General features: G+C 57.6%; 14 protein-coding genes. 5 read left to right on the plus strand and 9 right to left on the minus strand.

All coding sequences use genetic code 11. The annotated features are described in order from the left end of the window. Nucleotides 1–2: 2 nt before the first annotated feature. The 4 genes from gpmI to RTI30_RS04770 form a co-directional block, all read right to left on the minus strand. The gene (gene gpmI, locus RTI30_RS04755; protein ID WP_312261002.1) at nt 3–1,589 is read right to left on the minus strand and encodes a 2,3-bisphosphoglycerate-independent phosphoglycerate mutase; all 1,587 of its coding nucleotides are present in this window, start codon (nt 1,587–1,589) and stop codon (nt 3–5) included. A gap of 206 nt (nt 1,590–1,795) precedes the next feature. Next, entirely contained in the window at nt 1,796–4,891 is a 3,096-nt protein-coding gene (locus RTI30_RS04760) for an efflux RND transporter permease subunit (RefSeq protein ID WP_312261004.1), read from the minus strand. Nucleotides 4,892–4,899: 8 nt separating this feature from the next. Next, complete coding sequence (locus RTI30_RS04765; protein ID WP_312261006.1) at nt 4,900–5,982, minus strand: efflux RND transporter periplasmic adaptor subunit; 1,083 nt, start codon at nt 5,980–5,982, stop codon at nt 4,900–4,902. Between the two features lie 46 nt (nt 5,983–6,028). Then, on the minus strand, nt 6,029–7,552 hold the full coding sequence (locus RTI30_RS04770; protein WP_312261007.1) for an efflux transporter outer membrane subunit: 1,524 nt from the start codon (nt 7,550–7,552) through the stop codon (nt 6,029–6,031). A 167-nt stretch (nt 7,553–7,719) separates the two neighbouring features. Here RTI30_RS04770 and RTI30_RS04775 point away from each other — a divergent pair, with 167 nt between their 5' ends. Continuing rightward, entirely contained in the window at nt 7,720–8,496 is a 777-nt protein-coding gene (locus tag RTI30_RS04775; protein ID WP_312261009.1) for a tetratricopeptide repeat protein, read from the plus strand. 33 nt (nt 8,497–8,529) lie between these two features. Here the strand turns inward: RTI30_RS04775 and RTI30_RS04780 are convergent, their stop codons facing one another. From RTI30_RS04780 to RTI30_RS04800, 5 genes are all read right to left on the minus strand, one after another. Beyond that, complete coding sequence (locus RTI30_RS04780; RefSeq protein ID WP_312261011.1) at nt 8,530–9,765, minus strand: hypothetical protein; 1,236 nt, start codon at nt 9,763–9,765, stop codon at nt 8,530–8,532. A 64-nt stretch (nt 9,766–9,829) separates the two neighbouring features. After that, nucleotides 9,830–11,311 (minus strand): SpoVR family protein, encoded by a 1,482-nt coding sequence (locus RTI30_RS04785; RefSeq protein ID WP_312261013.1) that lies wholly within the window; start codon nt 11,309–11,311, stop codon nt 9,830–9,832. Continuing rightward, complete coding sequence (locus tag RTI30_RS04790; RefSeq protein WP_312261015.1) at nt 11,304–12,605, minus strand: YeaH/YhbH family protein; 1,302 nt, start codon at nt 12,603–12,605, stop codon at nt 11,304–11,306. The genes RTI30_RS04785 and RTI30_RS04790 overlap by 8 nt, the downstream gene beginning before the upstream one ends. A 30-nt stretch (nt 12,606–12,635) precedes the next feature. Next, nucleotides 12,636–14,570: a PrkA family serine protein kinase gene (locus RTI30_RS04795; RefSeq protein ID WP_312261017.1), complete on the minus strand. Its 1,935-nt coding sequence runs from the start codon at nt 14,568–14,570 to the stop codon at nt 12,636–12,638. A 294-nt stretch (nt 14,571–14,864) separates the two neighbouring features. Continuing rightward, nucleotides 14,865–15,131, minus strand: coding sequence for a hypothetical protein (locus RTI30_RS04800; protein ID WP_312261018.1), 267 nt, complete (start codon nt 15,129–15,131; stop codon nt 14,865–14,867). Nucleotides 15,132–15,260: 129 nt separating this feature from the next. Here RTI30_RS04800 and thiS point away from each other — a divergent pair, with 129 nt between their 5' ends. From thiS to mpl, 4 genes are all read left to right on the plus strand, one after another. After that, nucleotides 15,261–15,473, plus strand: a complete 213-nt coding sequence (thiS, locus tag RTI30_RS04805) for a sulfur carrier protein ThiS (RefSeq protein ID WP_409449677.1) — start codon at nt 15,261–15,263, stop codon at nt 15,471–15,473. A 36-nt stretch (nt 15,474–15,509) separates the two neighbouring features. After that, complete coding sequence (locus RTI30_RS04810) at nt 15,510–16,286, plus strand: thiazole synthase (RefSeq protein WP_312261020.1); 777 nt, start codon at nt 15,510–15,512, stop codon at nt 16,284–16,286. Next, nucleotides 16,283–16,861, plus strand: coding sequence for a hypothetical protein (locus tag RTI30_RS04815; RefSeq protein WP_312261021.1), 579 nt, complete (start codon nt 16,283–16,285; stop codon nt 16,859–16,861). The genes RTI30_RS04810 and RTI30_RS04815 overlap by 4 nt, the downstream gene beginning before the upstream one ends. Before the next feature lie 4 nt (nt 16,862–16,865). Beyond that, a partial coding sequence (mpl, locus tag RTI30_RS04820) for a UDP-N-acetylmuramate:L-alanyl-gamma-D-glutamyl-meso-diaminopimelate ligase (RefSeq protein ID WP_312283386.1) occupies nt 16,866–18,073 on the plus strand: 1,208 nt, incomplete at its 3' end.

The raw sequence follows: 18,073 nt of genomic DNA on the forward strand, positions 1-18,073 counted from the left end.
CCCTAGAGTTTCTGTGGCAGGATGAGAGAATGGCCAGTCATTTCCGGGGGTTGGGGTAGCCCCAGTAGTTGCAGCACGGTGGGCGCGACATCGGCAATGCCGCGCCCGATGCCTAGGGAAACGGCAGGCTCGCCAATGTACAGGAAGGGCACCGGGTAGACGGTGTGCTGGGTATGCGGCGCACCACTTACCGGGTCCACCATTTCATCGCAGTTGCCGTGGTCGGCGGTTAGCAGCACCGTAAAGCTCGCCTTTATTGCCGCCTGCACGACCCGATGAAACTGCAGATCCAGGGTCTCCACTGCGCGCAGAATGGCGGGGATCTTGCCGGTGTGGCCGACCATGTCGCCATTGGCAAAATTCACCAGCACAAAGGCATAGTTGCGGCTTTCGAGAGCGGCAATGACCCGATCGGCTACCTGTGCCGCGCTCATTTCCGGCTGCAGATCATAGGTTGCCACCTGTGGCGAGGGGATAATCTCACGGTCCTCTCCCGGAAAGGGTTCCTCTCGCCCCCCATTGAAAAAATAGGTCACATGAGGATATTTCTCCGTCTCGGCACAATGGAACTGCCGCAATCCAGCGTCGCTGATGAGTTCCGCCAGCACCTGTTTGGGGACTTGCGGTGGAAAGAGCACAGGGAAAGGATATTCATCGTTGTAGGAAGTCATGCAGAGCACGGGGCGGGCGCCCTCGCCATCGCGATCAAAATGGTGAAATTCCGGCATCCCTACGGCGGCACTCAGCTGCCGCATACGGTCGGAGCGAAAATTAAAGAAAAAGACAGGCTCATGGGGCGCGATGCGGTGTTGTCGCGGGTCACCAATAATCGTGGGCTGGATGAACTCGTCGGTCTCGCCGCGCTTCCATGCCGCATGAATGGCGGCCACAGGGTCATTTGCCACGGCACCCTGGCCCTTGATCAAAGCCTCCCAGGCCTGCTGGGTGCGGTCCCAATGACCGGCTCGATCCATTGCCGTGTAGCGCCCGCAGACGGTTGCGATGCACCCACGCCCCAGGCTCGCCAGACAATCCAGCACTGCCTGCGCATATTGATCGGCGCACTGGGGTGCGGTGTCGCGACCATCGGTGATCATATGCACGATGGGTTCGACGCCCGCCGCCACCACCAGGGGCAGAATCTGCAGCAGGTGGTCGATCTGGGAATGCACGCCGCCGTCGGAAACCATGCCCACGAGATGGAGCCGTTTTTGGTCGCGCAAAAAGTCCGCCCAGGCGGGAATCTTGGTAAAGCTGCCATCGTCGAGACTATCGGAGATACGCACCAAATCTTGGAGCAGCACCCGACCGGAGCCCAGGGTAAGATGGCCGACTTCGGAATTACCAAACTGCCCGTCGGGCAAGCCTGCTGCCCGCCCCGAGGCCTGCAAGGCAGTATGCGGAAAGCTCGCAAAGTAGTGGTCTAGATGCGGAGTGCGCGCCTGCGCCCAGCCATTGAAGGCGCGGTTGGGGTTGAGACCAAACCCATCAAAAATCACCAAGAGTACGGGTTTTTGTGGCGATGCTGCGGATTGCGTTTGCACGGCATCCTTCTCCTCTGCCAGCCATTGCCCCTCAAGTGTAGACAATTTCTACACCTGCTCGGGGCGCACACCGGATACCCAGGACGTCTTACCAGTAAAGATATAAGAGAATCCGGTGATGCATTTACTATAGCAGAAGAATGTGGGGGTGTTGGGGGTAAGCTTGGGGCGGCGCGCTTGCGGAGCCAGCCAGCGGACACAAAAAAGCGCCGCATTGGCGGCGCTGATCGAAGTCGGCAAAAATCCGTGGCTTAGGCGGGTGTGTCCCCGCCCAGGAGTTGCTCGCGCTTGTTGCGGATATCCTTTGCCAGCGCCATGTACATGGCGGGCACCACAAAGAGCGAGAACAAGGCGCCAATGCCGAGACCAGTGCTAATGACCAAGCCCATCTGGTAGCGAGACACGGCGCCGGCGCCCGTAGCAAAAACCAAGGGCAATACGCCAAGCACCATAGCTGCGGTAGTCATCAAGATCGGCCGTAGCCGAATACTCGATGCCTTCTCGACCGCCGCACGCTTATCCAGGCCTTCCTCTAGCTGGATCGTGTTAGCAAACTGAACGATGAGGATACCCTGCTTGGCAATGAGCCCGATGAGGGTAATCAAGCCCACCTCGGTATAGATGTTGATGGAGCCTAACCCCAGGCTGATAAAGATCAACGCACCACTGATCGACATCGGCACCGTGATCAAAACGATGAGCGGGTCGCGGAAACTTTCAAACTGCGCCGCCAGCAGCAAATAAATCAGCAGGATAGCGAGAAGGAAGGTGACCAGCAGGCCGCTTTTCTCCTGCATATACTGCCGCGACTGACTAGCGTAGTTGAGCTGGTAATCACTCGGCATAACCTTCTCCGCCGCCTGCCGGAAAAAGCCCAAGGCCTCGCCCATGCTTACGCCGGGCTTGGGTACCGCCTGGATGGTGGCGGCATTGAGCTGATCGAACTGCGGCAAGAATTGTGGTTCCGTGCGCGTCTCGATACTGACGACGGTGGAGAGGGGCACCAAGGCACCACTGGCGGTGCTGATGTAGTAGCGCTTGAGCATGCCTGGATCGGCGCGGAAACGGTCCGGCACCTGCGGAATGACCTTATAGCTGCGTCCTTCCATATCGAAACGGTTGACGTAGTTGCCCCCCAAGAGCGGCTGCAGATCCTGGGCGATACTCGCCATGCTGATACCCAAGTTGCCGGCCAGGTTGCGGTTGATCTTGAGCACCACTTCTGGATTGTCGATGCGTAGATCTTTTGTTACGTAAAAGAACAAGCCACTCTTGTAGGCAGCGGCAATCACCTGGTCTGCCACTTGGTCGAGCTTTCTGAAACTTCCCGGACTTTGGATGACGAACTGCACTGGCAGACCGCCTGCAGACCCCGGCAGGGGTGGCGGCAAAAAGGAAGCCACCTGCAGGCCCGTTACCGACTGCAAAGCCTGTTGGATCTTCGGCTGCAATTGCATGGCGGTGGTGCTACGCTCGCTCCAGGGCTTCAGGCGCAGTCCCGCAAAGAGACTATTGGTAGCAGCACCGCTGCCCGTCGAGATCCCGGTCACCATGAAGGTCGCCGCCTTTTCGGGATACTGGTTGAAAACATGCAGAATCTGTTTGCCATAATCCACCAAGGCATCGGGCGTGATGGTGGGTCCACCGGTGCCGGCAGAGAAAATGATTCCCTGATCTTCCTGGGGCGCCAACTCCGATTTGGAGGTCGTAAACAGGAAATAAATGCTGGCAAAGACTACTGCCGCAAAGAGCAGGGTGGCCGGGACATAGTTCAGACTGCCACGGAGTAGGCGATCATAAAACCGGCTCAGGGCACTGAAACGAGCATCGATAAAGTGCTCGAAGCCGTGCTTCTTGGTTGGCCGCAACACTTTGCTGGCAAGCATGGGCGACAGGGTCAGGGCAACGATCATGGAGATCAAGACCGCCGCCACCAGGGTAAAGGCAAACTCGCCAAAGAGACTGCCCGTCAGCCCACCCATGAAGGCGATGGGCGCAAATACCGCAATCAAGGTCGTCGACATGACGACGATGGCTGAACCCAGCTCCCGTCCGGTCATTATGGCGGCATCGAAGGGCGAGCGCCCCTCGTCGATATGGCGATGCACATTCTCGACCACGATGATGGCGTCATCCACCACCAAACCAATGGCGAGAACGAAAGCGAGCAGAGTGATCAGATTGATGGAGTACCCCAGGCCCCACATGATCAAGCCAGCGCCAACAATGGACAAGGGGATGGCAACGCCGGGGATGACCGCCGCCCGCCACGAGCCCAGAGTCAGGAAGATGACCAACAGTACCACGGCCAGGGTGATGCCAATGGTTAGCAGCACCTCATCCAGAGAGGCTTTGATGAAGACGCTGGCATCATAGGGGATGGCCTCGTGCAAGCCGGGAGGAAGGGCACGGTCGATATTTTTTAGGGCTGCCTTGACGCCGCTGGCCACATCGAGAGAGTTGGCCGAGGGTGACTCCTGGATGCCGATGAAGGCCGCTGGGCGTCCGTCAAAGAAGGCATACGAAGAATAATTTTGCGCGCCGAGCTCAACTTGCGCCACATCTTTCAGGCGAATAAGCGTATTGCCCGACTTTGCGACCACTAGATTTTTGAATTCCGCAACATTGTGCAGGTTGGTGGTGGCAACGATGGTGTTCTGTACCGTCTTGCCCCGGGTTTGACCAACCGCCGAAATAAAGTCGTTGCTCTGCAACGCCGTGGCCACCTGCGCCGCCGTGATATTCAAGGCTGCCAGCTTCTGCGGATTGAGCCAGATGCGCATGGCATAGGTATTACCATTACCTGCGCCAGGCGGCAGGATCTGTGCCTCTCCCACCCCAGGCACCGTGGCCAATTGCGGCTGCACCACACGCAGCAAGTAGTCGGTGATCTGCTGCTGATTCAGAGAGTTGCTGTAGAAGGCCACGTACATCAGATCGGTGGTGCTACCGACGGTAACATTGATCACCGGCAGCTGGCTACCCGTTGGTAGCTGATCGGTTACCTGCTGCACCTTGGCCTGAATGTTGGCCAGGGCGGAACTGGGTGGTGTGTCCAGTTTCATGTACACGGTAATCGTCGACACGCCTTCGGAGCTGTTCGAAGTCAGGTAGTCGATGTCCGGCGCACTGGCGATGACCTTCGACAGGCGCGTGGTGACGAAACCTTGCACGGTCGCAGGGCTGGCGCCTGGGTAGGCAGTGGTAATGGTCACTACCGTATTGGTCAGCGCCGGATATTGACGCACCGTCATCATCAAGAAGGCATGTAACCCCAGCAGAAAAATCACCAGGTTCAAAGCCGTGGCCATTACAGGTCGGCGGACGAAGATTTCCGTGAATCGCATGGGCGGCCTCAGTGCGCGGCGACGCTGACTTGCGCGTCGTTGGTGAGTTTGACCTGACCGGCGGTAACCACGAGTTCACCGGCCTTGAGACCACGCAGAATGGCTACCTGTCCATCACGCTCCTCTCCGGTGTGGACCACCCGCTGTACAGCGACTTGGCTGGTTTTGCCATCCACTGTCTTGTTCTCCACTACATACACGAAGTTACCGTACGTATTGTAAGTGATGGCCGAAACCGGCACGGTGAGCACCTTCTGCTCTTCGTTGCGCACTACGGTCACTTGCCCAAACATTCCCGGTCGCAACAGGTTGTGCGGATTATCGAGGGTGGCCTGTACTTCGACTTGGCGTGTCTGCGGGTTGATGGCAGAACCCAAGGCGGTAATCTTACCCTGAAAGACTTGCGTGCCCGTGGCGTCGGAAACGAAATGGATAGGCGTGCCCAGCTGTAGCAGGGGTAGATCGGCCTGCGGCAGGGTAAAGTTGACGTAGAGCGGATTCCACGACTGCAAATCGGCAAGGGCTGTGCCCGGTGTGACATACTGCCCGACATTGACCTTGCGAATGCCGATGTAACCGCTGAAAGGAGCGGTGATGGCCAGCTTGCGTAGGGTGGCTTCGTCATTTTGCACTGCTGCTTGGTCGACGGCATAGGTGGCCCGCGCCTGATCGAGCTGCGCTTGGCTTGCCGCTTTGTCCCGGATCAGGGTTTCGATGCGATGAAGATTAACCTCGGCAAGGTGCAGATTGGCGCGATCAACCTGTAACTGCGCGAGCTGGTTGCTATTGTCGATTTGTACCAACAGCTGCCCGGCCTGCACGTACGATCCGGAATGGAAATGGATGGCGGTAACATTGCCCGCAATCTGCGGGCTGATTTCCGTACCCTGCACCGCTGCAAGGCTAGCGACGGCTTCTAGCTCCGGATGCCAGAGCTGCTCTCGTACCCGCGCGGCATTTACCGAGAACACCGGCTTGGGTGAATTGGCGATGGCCTTGGCGATCATGTGGTTGACGAAGGCCTTGAAGCCGAAGATGCCGCCAAACAGAATGACCAGAGCAATGATGACAATAGCGTAGGCTTTCTTCATTTCAAATCTCCGGAGCAGAAAGTGCCGGGGGAGTAAGGGAATATATTCAATGCGTTGCTGTTTGCACGGGTTTGGCCTCGGGCAACTTTGGTGCCCCCTTGCCGGGGTCATGCCACCAACCGCCGCCCAAGGCGACGAGGAGGGCTGCTGTATCCTGATAGCGTTGCGACTCCGCCTGGACTACGGCAATTTTTGCGGCGTTGTACTGAATCTCGCTAGTCAGCAAGGTCAAATAGTCGCTAGCACCGCTACGGTAACTGGCCTCACTCAGCTGCAGGGAGCGGCGCGCGGCCTCATAGGCGGTCTGCTGCGCGCGCAAGGTCTCGGCGTCACGCTGCAGTGCACGTAGGGCGTTGGCAACCTGGCTAAAGGCGCCGAGAACGGTGCTGCGATAGCTCTGATAAGTGACTTCGTAAGCGGCCTTGGCTTCTGATACTTGGGCGCGCAGTTTGCCACCCTGAAAAATTGGCTGCGAAAGACTGCCGACCAGGCTCCAAATACTGCTGATTGGATCAAAGAAAAGCCCCGGATGTGCGGCGGTCGAGCCAATGGCGGCGCTCAATTGTACGGTGGGATAAAACTGCGCGTTTGCCTCGCCGATGGTGGCATTGGCAGCTTCCATTTGTGCCAAAGCCGCCTGAATGTCGGGACGCTGCTTGACCAAGGTGGAAGACAAACTGACGGGGATATCCTTCGGCAGGGTGATTTGGTCCATCTGCAGGGTTGGAATCGCGGCCTCGCCCGGGAACTCCCCGAGCAGGGTCGCAAGTTGGTGTTCGTAGACTGTGAGTTGCTGTTGCAGGGGTGGCAGCTTGGCTTCCTGCGACGCAAGTTCACTGGCCTGGGTGACTACCGTGTTATCGGCAATGGCGCCTGCTTGGTATTGCAGTTGCGTAAGATGTAGGAGTTTTTTCTCGCGGGCGATGATTTCCTCCGTGGCCTGGATCTGCGCCCGGGTCGCCGCGATATCGATGGCAGTGTTGACGATGTTGCCCGACAGGGTCAGGCGTGCGGCTTCTAGTTCCCAACGCTGATAGTCCACCAAGGCCTTACTGTTTTTATAGACTAGACGATTGACACCAAAAATGTCCGGATAATACGAGACATTTAAGCTGCCGGTGACCAAAGAATAGCGAAAGCCGCCCGTGCCTCTACCAAAGGCCGCGGCCGACGCCTTCGAACGGTTCGCTTGCAGGCTACCATTCACTTGCGGGTAAAAGATGCTGGCATTCACGCGCTCTACCGCTTGCGCCTGTTCCAATTGCGCCCGCGCCTGGGCTACGGTTGGGCTATTCTTCAATCCAGTCTCCACCAAGTTGTCGAGGACTGGAGAGTGAAACAATTTCCACCACTCCTGATCGAGGCTCTTGCCGTAATTGAAGTACTGCGCAACGCCGGCTGGCCCCGCGGCCGCCGTCGTCCCCTCGGGGTTCCCCTTGGCCGTATAAGGAGTGTTGTCCTTGGGCGCGTTCGGCACGCGCAGCTTGGGTTCGAAGCTGCAAGCGGAAAGGCTCAGGGCAATGAGCACGCTGAGCGCAATGAGACGACGGCGGGGCGAGGAAAACGGCATAGGAGGAGGCTCCGGAATATGACCGACCGTTCGGTATAATGCGTAATCGAGCTTAGGGTGTCAATCGAAAATGAATGGTTACAAACGATGTAGTCCCTTGCAATTTGACGCTTTCGTACGCATATTATCCTCAGTCTAAACTTGATGGTATTACTGAGGAGCGTAGCATGATTCGTCGTACCTTGCTGGTCGGAATTACCGCCTGCAGTCTGAGCCTCCTGGCGCCTTTGGCCATGGCAGAGCCCTCGGTCCCGCAGGTGATCCAATCCATTCAAAGCGGCCACTATGACCAGGCGCAGCAGCAGCTGTCGGAGGTCTTGGCGGCGCACCCCAAGTCGGCGCAGGCGCAGTACCTCGAGGCGCGTTTGCTCGCCAAACAGGGTAAGTGGCAGGAGGCGGCGGCGGCCCTGGCCAAGGCAAAAACACTCGATCCCAGCCTTTCTTTTGTGCAGCCCAAGGCGCTGGCTAGTTTTGAGCAGCAATTGCAAAAGCACAGCAAGCAGAGCGCGCCGGTTGCTGCCCAGAAATCCCACTTGGGTTCCGCACTTGGCTGGTTTTTAGGGCTAATTGCCCTCATTGCGGGTATTACTTGGTTTATGCGTCGTCGGCGGCAAGCCATGGCCTACCGGCAGATGCAGCCGCAGGGCTTTCCCGGTGGCTTCCCGGGGCAGGGAAATCCCAATTATCCCGGGCCTTACGGTGCCGGTCCCACGCCGGGCGCAGGTGGCATAGGTTCCGGGCTTGCCTCGGGTATTGCCACCGGCGTTGGCATCGGTGCCGGAATGGCGGCGGGAAACGCCCTGGCCGGCAGCCTCTTTGGCAAGCATGAGGGCAACGACGCCCAGTCTGGCACCGATCAAAACGACTTCGGTATGACCGATACCTCCTGGGGTAACGATAGCGGCGACCTCGGCCTTGGCAGCGACGACGACAGCTGGGTGTAAGCACGATGGTGCGGGGGATTCCCCCGCACCGCACTAACGCCTTGCTTCCTGTTCCAAACTCCGCAGGCTTTCCTCGACCCCTGCAGCTGCCGTTAAGTCGGCCACATTGTCCTTCGTAAAAAATCCCTGAAAACCGTGAAAGCGCTGCACGTACTCGATAATGAGCGAAGTATGCTCCGAGGCGCGGGAAAAAATCTGTTTCAATCCCTCCTGCTCTGAGCCGATCACCTGCAACAGGAATTTTTGGCCGCATTCGGCCAAGCGCGAAACCACATAATCGATATTGGTTTTGCCTTCGCTTTGTCCATCGCGTACCGCGACCGCAATGTGGTGCAGACGGGGACCAAAATTGCGCACAAAGGATTCGGTTGGTGAGGGAATCTGCAAGAGATGATTGCAAAAATAGGGATGATTGGCGGCAGTAAAGACCTTGGCCGGACTTTGCAGAACATCCTCATAATGTAGGCTTTTGGTAACGTTGGTGGACGAATTCTGGTCGGGAATATCGTAGGAACCCCAGTAGTAATAGCTCGACAGGTTGAGATACTCGAGGATGGCTACCTCGCGATTTTGGCTATAAACGCGTGTTGCGAGATGATCGATGGGCAATAAGAGATCGGCAATGCCGACTTGTTCTCGCAAATCCTGCGCCGCCTCGAAGGCTGCCTGCATCTCTGGATCGATCCGCGAGTTGCCGAGGGAATAGACGCGAATGTGATCATCCGGCCGTTCCCAATAGCCGACGATGTTGTGAGTGTAGGGTGAGGGCTTGACGATGGCCATGTTGCCCGGCAATTCCATCTGACGAATCTGCTCCTGATTGAAAAAACGCACCTCGCGCGCCTTCTGAATCTCCAGTACTTCGTGCAGATTCTGTACCTGGAAAATCTCCCCCATGTAGCGCGAATTCGGTTTTTTGGAACCGATGGGGTAGACCTCATTCAAACTGCGGAAAATTCCTCGCAGATCAGGGTTTTTTACTTCACGCACGAGAATGTCTGGCGCATTCATATCGATACGCAGGATATGCGTCGAATGCTGATCGGTATCCAGAGTGACCAAGTAGTTATAGGGAGTCATCAGACAAAGCTCGCGGATGTAGGCCGCCGAGTGCCCAGGCTCCAGCGTGATCATGAGCGCATCGATACGCCCGATATTGTCGGTGAGACCGAGGCGGTCCCGCTCCTCGAGGAGTCGCGGCAACCATTCCTCAAAAAAGGCTGAATTTTGTTTGTCTCCCTGGCGCGGATGCGCGTTGTAACTATCCACTTCCTGCTCCTCTATGATCGTGCCGCCGTGAATGCTTGCTAGTACATGGGGATCAGATCTATGCCTATGGGTATCGTAGCGGCGTATCGGCGTCTGCTAGGTGCAAATACACATCGTAACCCCATAGTCGTTGTAGCATGGCCAAAGTGCGCTCGGCATCGACGCGGACGAGCGGGCTATTGTCTAGCTGCCGTAATTCCATGTGACGATCGCCCCAGCGATCGACGCGCTCGATGACGATATTGGGTGGCCGACTGCTCTCGGCTACTTGCTGCGCCAAGCGCTCGCGGATTTCGCGGTAGCCGCTGTCATCGTGGATCGCGCTCACTCGATATGCCTCGGCATCTGGGTCGTTCTGCACGGCAAAAAGACGCAGATCGCGAATGACCTTGGGGGAGAGATACTGCAAAATGAAGCTCTCGTCGCGAAATTCGCGCATGGCAAAAAGAATCTGTTTTTTCCAGTCCGGATCGCCTGCGAAGGCGAAAAAGCGTCGGTCTTCTGCCGTTGGTGCCAGGCAGATGCGTTGAATATCGCGAAAAATGCGGAAACCCAAGGCGTAGGGGTTGATCCCGGAATAGCGCGGATCGTCATAGTCGGGCTGAAATACCACTGCGGTATGGCTGGCATAGAATTCCAGCAGACTGCCATCGGAAATCTGCCCGGTTTCATGCAGGCGATGCATGATGTAGTAATGCACAAAGCAGGCAAAACCCTCATTCATAATCTTGGTTTGCCCCTGCGGATACAAATACTGATTGATTTTGCGCACGATACGGAGGATTTCGCGCTGCCAATTCGGCAACTGTGGCGCATTTTTCTCGATAAAATACAGAAGATTCTCCTGTGGCTCCGACGGGTAGGGCGGGTCTCGTTCGGCCTCTTGGCGGACTGCCGCCGAGGCTGGCAAGGTTCGCCAAATTTCCGAGAGTTGCTGTTCTAAGTAACGCTCCCGCTCCCGGCGTCGAGCTTCCTCCTCGGTCGCCGACAATTTGCGCGGACGCCGGGCCCGGTCGATGCCATTGCGGGCAATGGCATGTGCTGCATCCAAGATCGCTGTGACTTCGCGTACCCCATGGCGCTCTTCGCAATCAGCGATATAGCGTTGGGCAAAGCTCAGATAGTCGATGATGCCCTCGGCATCGGTCCATTGCTGAAAAAATACATTGTTCTTGAAAAAGGCATTGTGCCCGTAGGCGGCATGGGCAATGACCAGGGTCTGCATCGTCATGGTATTTTCTTCCATGAGATAGCTGATGCAAGGGTTACTATTGATCACCAACTCGTAAGCCAGACCCATTTCTCCGCGCTTATATTGTCCCGACTCGATGGCGTGTTGCTTGCCGAAGGACCAGTGCGCGTAGTAGACGGGCAAGCCAATGGAGGCATAGGCATCGAGCATCTGTTCGGCACTGATCAATTCCAGTTGATTTGGGTAGGTATCGAGACCGAGTTCGTCGTGCGCAATCTGTGCGCAGGCGCGATCGGCATCATTGATGCGGCTGAAGGTCCAGTCGTTATCTTCGAACAATAGGGAGCTAGCCATGATCATGCACCTGCGCCTTGGAAAACAATTTGCGAAACAGCGGATAAATATCCTCGCGCTGCTGCGCCCGGGTACAGACGAGTTGTGGAAATGCCGCCATCAAGCCCGCAAAAACTTGGTACAAATGGCTTTCATCGTCACGATTTACTTCCAGATAGTAAAAGGCGCGTAGACCTTCCAACAACTCACCAGCAATCTCCTCTACCACAGCATTGTCGGCAAAATAATTATCGCCATCCGAGGCTTGGGCGAGGTACACATTCCATTCTGTAGCGGGGAAGCGGGAACGGACGATATCGGCAGCCAAGCCCAAGGCTGGCGAAACCAAGGTTCCGCCCCCTTCGCGAGCCGCAAAAAACTCCTTTTCCGAACACTCCTGCGCGACGCTGTGATGTTTGATGAAAATGATCTCGACATTCTGATATTGCTGCTTGAGGAAGAGATAGAGCAAGAGAAAAAAACGTTTGGCTAGATCTTTTTCGGTTTCGCCCATACTGCCCGAAACATCCATGATACAGAGCATCACTGCCCGACTGCGTGGCTGGCTGTGACGATCCAAGTGGGCAAAGCGCAGATCGGCTTCGTCAATGAAGGGCACGGCACGCAGCTTGCGCTGCAAGACGGCAATTTGCTCTGCAAGTTCGGCAAGGCGCTCTGCCTCGATGCGGGTGTCGTCACCCGCCGCTTGTCGAGCCGTGATCTCTGCCTGCAAGGCTTCATATTCTGCCTGTAATTCTTCGATGGCGCGTCGCTTGCCCGCCCGCAAGGCCAGGCGACGTGCACGCGCCGCGCGCATGGTGCGGGCTACATGCATGCGGGAGGGACTACCGTCGCGCACAAAGCCGCTGCGTTGCCAAACTTCGCTACTGATTTCGCCACCAGCGCCGCGCCGTAGGTTGGGCAGCTCTAGCCCATCAAAAAGCAGATCGAGAAATTCATCCGAAGAGAGGACGATGCCGAGGGCGTCTTCCCCTTCACCGTCCGGGGCTCCCTCCCGACCCGAGCCCCCACCGCCCTCGGGCTTGGGGATCTCGTCGCCGCGTTGATAGGTCTTGTTGCCGGGCAGAACCCGTTCCCATGGGCCTTGGGAAGAATCGCGACGAAAGCTTGGCTCGTACAGATCATTGGCCGGTACCACGACGGCCTTGTCACCCTGACTCAGCGACTCGATGGCCCCAGTCCGCCCAATCTTTTCCACCGTTTCTTTGAGCCGCTCCCGCACCCGCCGCTGCAGGCGCTCGCGGTTGGCATTGGAGCGGGATCCGGACATGCGGCGATCGATGATATTGCTCATGCCCACACCTCCACGAACCGGGCAAACGGCTCAGTGATGCTTGCGATACCGCATATACCAGTCGACGAGAAGACGGACTTGTTTTTCCGTATAGCCCTTGCTGGTCATGCGGTTGAGAAAGTCCTGATGCTTGCGTTCTTCTTCCGAAGAACTCTTTTTGCCAAAGGAAATGACCGGCAAGAGGTCTTCGGTATTGGCAAACATCTTTTTTTCGATCACCGAGCGAAGTTTTTCGTAACTGGTCCACGCAGGACCTATGCCGTCATTGGCGGCCTTGGCGCGCAGTACGAAATTTACCACCTCATTACGAAAATCCTTGGGGTTGACGATGCCTGCCGGCTTTTCGATCTTTTCCAACTCTTCATTGAGCAAGGCACGATCGAGGAGTTGCCCGGTGTCGGGATCGCGGAATTCCGTGTCCTGCAACCAGAAATCCGCATACTGAATGTAACGGTCAAAGAGATTTTGTCCGTATTCCCCATAGCTTTCAAGATAGGCCTTCTGAATTTCGAGACCTAAAAATTCAGCATAGCGAGGCGCCAGCTCGGTTTTCAGAAAAGCGATATAACGACTCTCCAAGTCTTCGGGAAACTGTTCTGAACGAATCTGGGTTTCCAGCACATGCAATAGGTGCACCGGATTGGCAGCCACCTCATCGGCATCGTAATTGAAGGTACGGGAGAGTATTTTGTAGGCAAAGCGGGTGGAAATGCCTTCCATACCTTCGTCCACACCGGCCGCATCGCGATACTCCTGCAGGCTTTTCGCCTTGGGATCTTTGTCTTTCAAACTTTTACCGTCGTAGATCTCCATCTTCGACCACAAGCTGCTATTGCCCGGTTCTTTAAGTCGGCTCAGCACCGAAAAACGGGCAAGCATTTCCAAAGTATCGGGAGCGCAGGGGGCAGTCCCCAGGGCACTGTTTTGCAGGAGCTTTTGGTAGATCGCGGTTTCTTCGGTAACCCTCAGGCAGTAGGGCACCTTGACAATATAGACGCGGTCGAGAAAAGCCTCGTTACGGCGGTTGTTACGGAAGGCCGACCATTCGGATTCGTTGCTGTGGGCAAGGATGATGCCTTGGAAGGGCAGGGCACCAAAGCCCTCGGTGCCGTTGTATGTGCCTTCCTGGGTGGCGGTGAGTAAGGGATGCAGCATCTTGATCGGTGCCTTGAACATCTCAACGAACTCCAGCACCCCTTGGTTAGCCACATTCAGGCCACCAGAATAGGCGTAGGCATCGGGGTCGTCTTGGGAAAAGTCCTCGAGCTTGCGAATGTCGACCTTACCCACGAGACTCGCAATATCCTGATTGTTTTCGTCTCCAGGCTCGACCTTGGTAATGGCGATTTGGTGCAGTTGCGAGGGCATGAGGCGATGCACGGTGAACTGGCGGATGTCGCCGCCAAACTCGCGCAGACGTTTTGCCGCCCAAGGCGACATTACTCCGTGCAGAGCGCGACGAGGGATGCCATAGCGGTCTTCGAGGATGGCACCGTCTTCGCGGGGATCGAAAAGGCCGAGGGGGGATTCGAAAATCGGCGAAACCTTGCCATTGGCAGCCAGGCAGTAGATGGGGTGCTTTTCCATCAAGGTCTTGAGGCGCTCGGCGAGGGACGACTTGGCGGCACCCACCGGACCCAAGAGGTAGAGAATTTGTTTGCGTTCTTCCAGGCCCTGGGCGGCATGACGAAAATAGGCCACCAAGTTCTCGATCGCATCCTCTATGCCGTAGAAATCGGCAAAGGCAGGGTAGGTAAGTAATTTGCGATTTAGGAAGATCCGCGCAAGCCGCGGATCGGCCTGGGTGTCGAGCACCTTAGGCTCGCCGATGGCAGCAAGCATGCGCTCTGCCGCGCTGGCGTAGGCCAGAGGATCCTTGCGACAGAGTTCCAAATATTCGTCCAGGGAAAATACACTTTCCTGCTGGCGCAGGAAACGCTCTTGATAGGTATCGAACAGGCTCATCGGTACTCTCCTTGCCCGCAGGCCAAGTCGCCGTCCCATCCGTTTAGACGTCCCATTAGCATAGACGTTTCTCGCGGAGTTTGCTCTCTCTTGAACAGCACATCCTGTGCCAGTCTGCGTGCACCGTACTTGGGCCCCAGATTTGGGCAATAGCGCTCTATGCGCAAAGGTGCTCGAGGATGGCTGCGCGCTTACGGCCAAAGTCTAGACCAAGATCGCACTACAACAGAGCACAGCTCTGCAGGATGGCGCTGGCGGCGCACCGCAATGGTGCTCGGCAGGAGGCGATGTTGCCTAGCGGTCCTGCCGTTCGTCCCCGTCTTCTTGCCGGATAATTCGGTATTCAGCGCGCAAGGTGCCGTCCTTACGAACCTTATCCGAGTGCAGCCGCCAGCGTTTCCAGAGTATCCATATGCCGCTAACGACAGCGAGGGCAGCAAATAATCCAAGGAGCAGAGCGAAAAAAACGAGCCCTAGCAGCAGGGTCGCGAGGAGTGTGGCGACGACGCCCACTTTCTGCCACCAGGTCAATGGCCTTCCTATTACCATGCGTACCGGCATTTTTCGCTCCCGTGCTGTATTCCTCTCTTCCGACCCCGGTGGGCGGTAAACGTTCCGCAGCGCGGTAGATGCTGGAACGCGCTTCTGCTGCCATAATGCCGCAAAAGGGGTCGCAAGGGATCGGTAGGTATGGCGGAAGAAATCAGCGTGCAGGTCAATGGCGCCATCCAGACTCTGCCGCATGGCAGTAGCGTTGCTATGTTGTTGGAAAGCCTGCGATTGGCCGGGCAGCGGGTGGCGGTGGAGCGTAACGGCGAGGTCGTGCCGCGGGGATTGCATGCCGCCACCACGCTGCAAGACGGAGATCGCATCGAGCTGATTCGTGCCGTCGGCGGTGGATAGGGGTATAGTATCCGCTGCTTTTCATTGGGGTTGAACATGGCAGATCTTTTACAAATCGGTAAGCGTAGCTTTCAGTCACGCCTGCTGGTGGGTACCGGAAAATATCGCGACTTTCGCGAGACGCGAGCGGCCTTGGACGCTGCTGGGGCAGAAATCGTCACCGTCGCTTTGCGCCGGGTGAATCTTGGTCAGCACGCCAACGAAGAAAATCTCCTCGACTATCTTCCGGCCGATCGCTTCACCATTTTGCCCAACACTGCTGGCTGCTATACCGCCGAGGACGCCGTGCGCACTTGTCGGCTGGCGCGCGAACTTGGCGACTGGACGCTGGTGAAGCTCGAGGTCATCGGCGATCCGCAGACGCTCTTCCCGGATATGCGGCAAACCTTTGCGGCGGCCGAAACCCTGATTGCCGAAGGCTTTGAGGTGATGGTCTACAGTAACGACGATCCAGTGGCCTGCAAGGCCTTCGCCGAGATGGGTTGTGTGGCGGTAATGCCCTTGGCAGCGCCCATTGGTTCGGGTCTTGGCATTCGCAACCCCTACAATTTGCGCATCATCCTCGAACAGGCGACGGTACCGATATTGGTGGATGCCGGAGTGGGAACGGCCTCGGATGTGGCAGTGGCCATGGAGTTGGGTTGTGATGGGGTGCTGCTCAATACCGCCATAGCCGGCGCCAAGGATCCCATCCTCATGGCCGAAGCAATGCGTCTGGGCGTCGAGGCAGGGCGCAAGGCGTATCTGGCCGGGCGTATGCCGCGCAAGCTCTACGCCAATGCCAGTAGTCCGATCGAGGGGACCTTCTTTTGAATCCCGAGGAAGGCTTGGAATACGCGCGTCGGGCGCCCCTCGACCGCGATTATTTGGTTCTGGTCGAGCGTTTGGTGATGGATCAGATCCCCCTTGGTACGCCCTCGGCGTACGCTGAGGACTGGGAAGAAACCGAGCGTCTCATTGCTCGTCTTGCCGACCGCGGTGTAGGTACCCGCATCGAGCATCTCTTTGATGAGCAGGGCATGCGCTGGCGCGCCTATCTCGATTGGCAGGACCCCATCAGCTTCGAGTGGCAGATGGTGGAGCAGGAGGAGCAGACCGCGGCCCGTGCCGTCACCCGCGCTGCTCTGGTTTGGTACTACCAGCAGGAACTCAGTGCCGCCAATTCGCAGCCCCCGGATCCCTGGTCGTATTTTGAGGTGGTAGAACGCCTGAGTATGATTCGCGATCTGCTCAATCGCTCCCTCGAAGATCACCCGGTGCTGGCTGCCGAGGTCGAGTTGCAAAAGCGTTTTCGCGACGCACAGGAGAAGCTCAACGCCCTTTACGAGCTGGCCGGACAGATTTTCGACCAGCGCCTCGATGCCCCCAAACCCGGCACCATGCACTGAATCGATGCGCATCTACATCCTGGGGATCTGCGGCACCTTTATGGCCAGTCTGGCCCTCCTGGCGCGGGCGGCGGGGCACGAGGTTAGCGGTGTCGACGCCGGGATCTACCCGCCCATGTCCGATCTCCTCGCCCGCGAGGGGATTGCCGTCGACGAGGGCTACGCGCGCGACTTGCCGCGGCCGCTGCCGGATCTGGTGCTGATTGGTAATGCCTTGTCGCGGGGCAATCCGCTGGTCGAGGCAGTGTTGCGGCAAGGGTTGCCCTACCGCTCCGGGGCGGAATGGCTGGCACAAGAAATTCTGCAAGGTCGCTGGGTTTTGGCAGTGGCAGGAACCCACGGCAAGAGCAGCACCAGCGCCATGTTGGCATGGATTCTCGAATACGCCGGCCTCAATCCGAGCTTTTTGGTGGGTGCTGAGCTGCGCAATTTTGCCAATTCCGCCCGCCTCAGCGAGAGCCCCTTCTTTGTTATCGAGGCCGATGAGTACGACACCGCCTTCTTCGACAAGCGGGCGAAATTCGTCCACTACCGACCGCGCACGCTGATTCTCAACAACCTCGAGTACGATCACGCCGACATCTACCCCGATCTCGCTGCCATCGAAACCCAGTTTCATCACCTCCTGCGCACGGTGCCCGATAACGGACTCGTTATCCGTCCGCGGGAGGATGCGGCCCTCGAGCGGGTCTGGCAGCGCGGCCATTGGACGCCGGGGCTTAGCTTTGCGGATCCCGATGGCTGGCAGGTACGGCCGGAAAATGCCGAGGCCAGCGCCTTTAGCGTTTGGGAGGGCAAGGAGCAGCGGGGTGCTTGGGCCTGGTCGCTGATGGGGGAGTTCAACGGGCAAAATGCCCTGGCGGCCATGCTCGCCGCCCGCCATGCCGGCGTGCCGCTGCCCACCAGCTGTGCCGCCTTGGCCGAATTCCGTGGCTTGCGCCGTCGTCTCGAATTGCGCGGCGAGCGCCGCGGTGTAGCGGTTTATGACGATTTTGCCCACCACCCCACCGCTATTGCCAAAACCCTCGCTGCCCTGCGCGCTCGCGTTGGTAGCAACAAGCGCATCCTGGCGGTGCTGGAACCGCGCTCCAACACCATGAAGCTCGGCGTCCACAAAGACACCCTCGGCCCGAGTCTGGCGGTGGCAGATGCCGTGTATCTCTATGCGCCGGCCGAACTCGGCTGGGATGATCCGGTGCTGCCCGAGGGCGG

The organism is Candidatus Igneacidithiobacillus taiwanensis (genome assembly GCF_031962545.1).
Classification (GTDB): domain Bacteria; phylum Pseudomonadota; class Gammaproteobacteria; order Acidithiobacillales; family Acidithiobacillaceae; genus Igneacidithiobacillus; species Igneacidithiobacillus taiwanensis.

Bases quoted from the DNA above. Each gene is read 5' to 3' on its own strand.
- RTI30_RS04760 (WP_312261004.1), bottom strand. From the start codon at position 4,891: ATGCGATTCACGGAAATCTTCGTCCGCCGACCTGTAATGGCCACGGCT.
- RTI30_RS04765 (WP_312261006.1), bottom strand. From the start codon at position 5,982: ATGAAGAAAGCCTACGCTATTGTCATCATTGCTCTGGTCATTCTGTTT.
- RTI30_RS04770 (WP_312261007.1), bottom strand. From the start codon at position 7,552: ATGCCGTTTTCCTCGCCCCGCCGTCGTCTCATTGCGCTCAGCGTGCTC.
- RTI30_RS04775 (WP_312261009.1), top strand. From the start codon at position 7,720: ATGATTCGTCGTACCTTGCTGGTCGGAATTACCGCCTGCAGTCTGAGC.
- RTI30_RS04785 (WP_312261013.1), bottom strand. From the start codon at position 11,311: ATGGCTAGCTCCCTATTGTTCGAAGATAACGACTGGACCTTCAGCCGC.
- RTI30_RS04790 (WP_312261015.1), bottom strand. From the start codon at position 12,605: ATGAGCAATATCATCGATCGCCGCATGTCCGGATCCCGCTCCAATGCC.
- RTI30_RS04795 (WP_312261017.1), bottom strand. From the start codon at position 14,570: ATGAGCCTGTTCGATACCTATCAAGAGCGTTTCCTGCGCCAGCAGGAA.
- RTI30_RS04800 (WP_312261018.1), bottom strand. From the start codon at position 15,131: ATGCCGGTACGCATGGTAATAGGAAGGCCATTGACCTGGTGGCAGAAA.
- thiS (WP_409449677.1), top strand. From the start codon at position 15,261: ATGGCGGAAGAAATCAGCGTGCAGGTCAATGGCGCCATCCAGACTCTG.
- RTI30_RS04810 (WP_312261020.1), top strand. From the start codon at position 15,510: ATGGCAGATCTTTTACAAATCGGTAAGCGTAGCTTTCAGTCACGCCTG.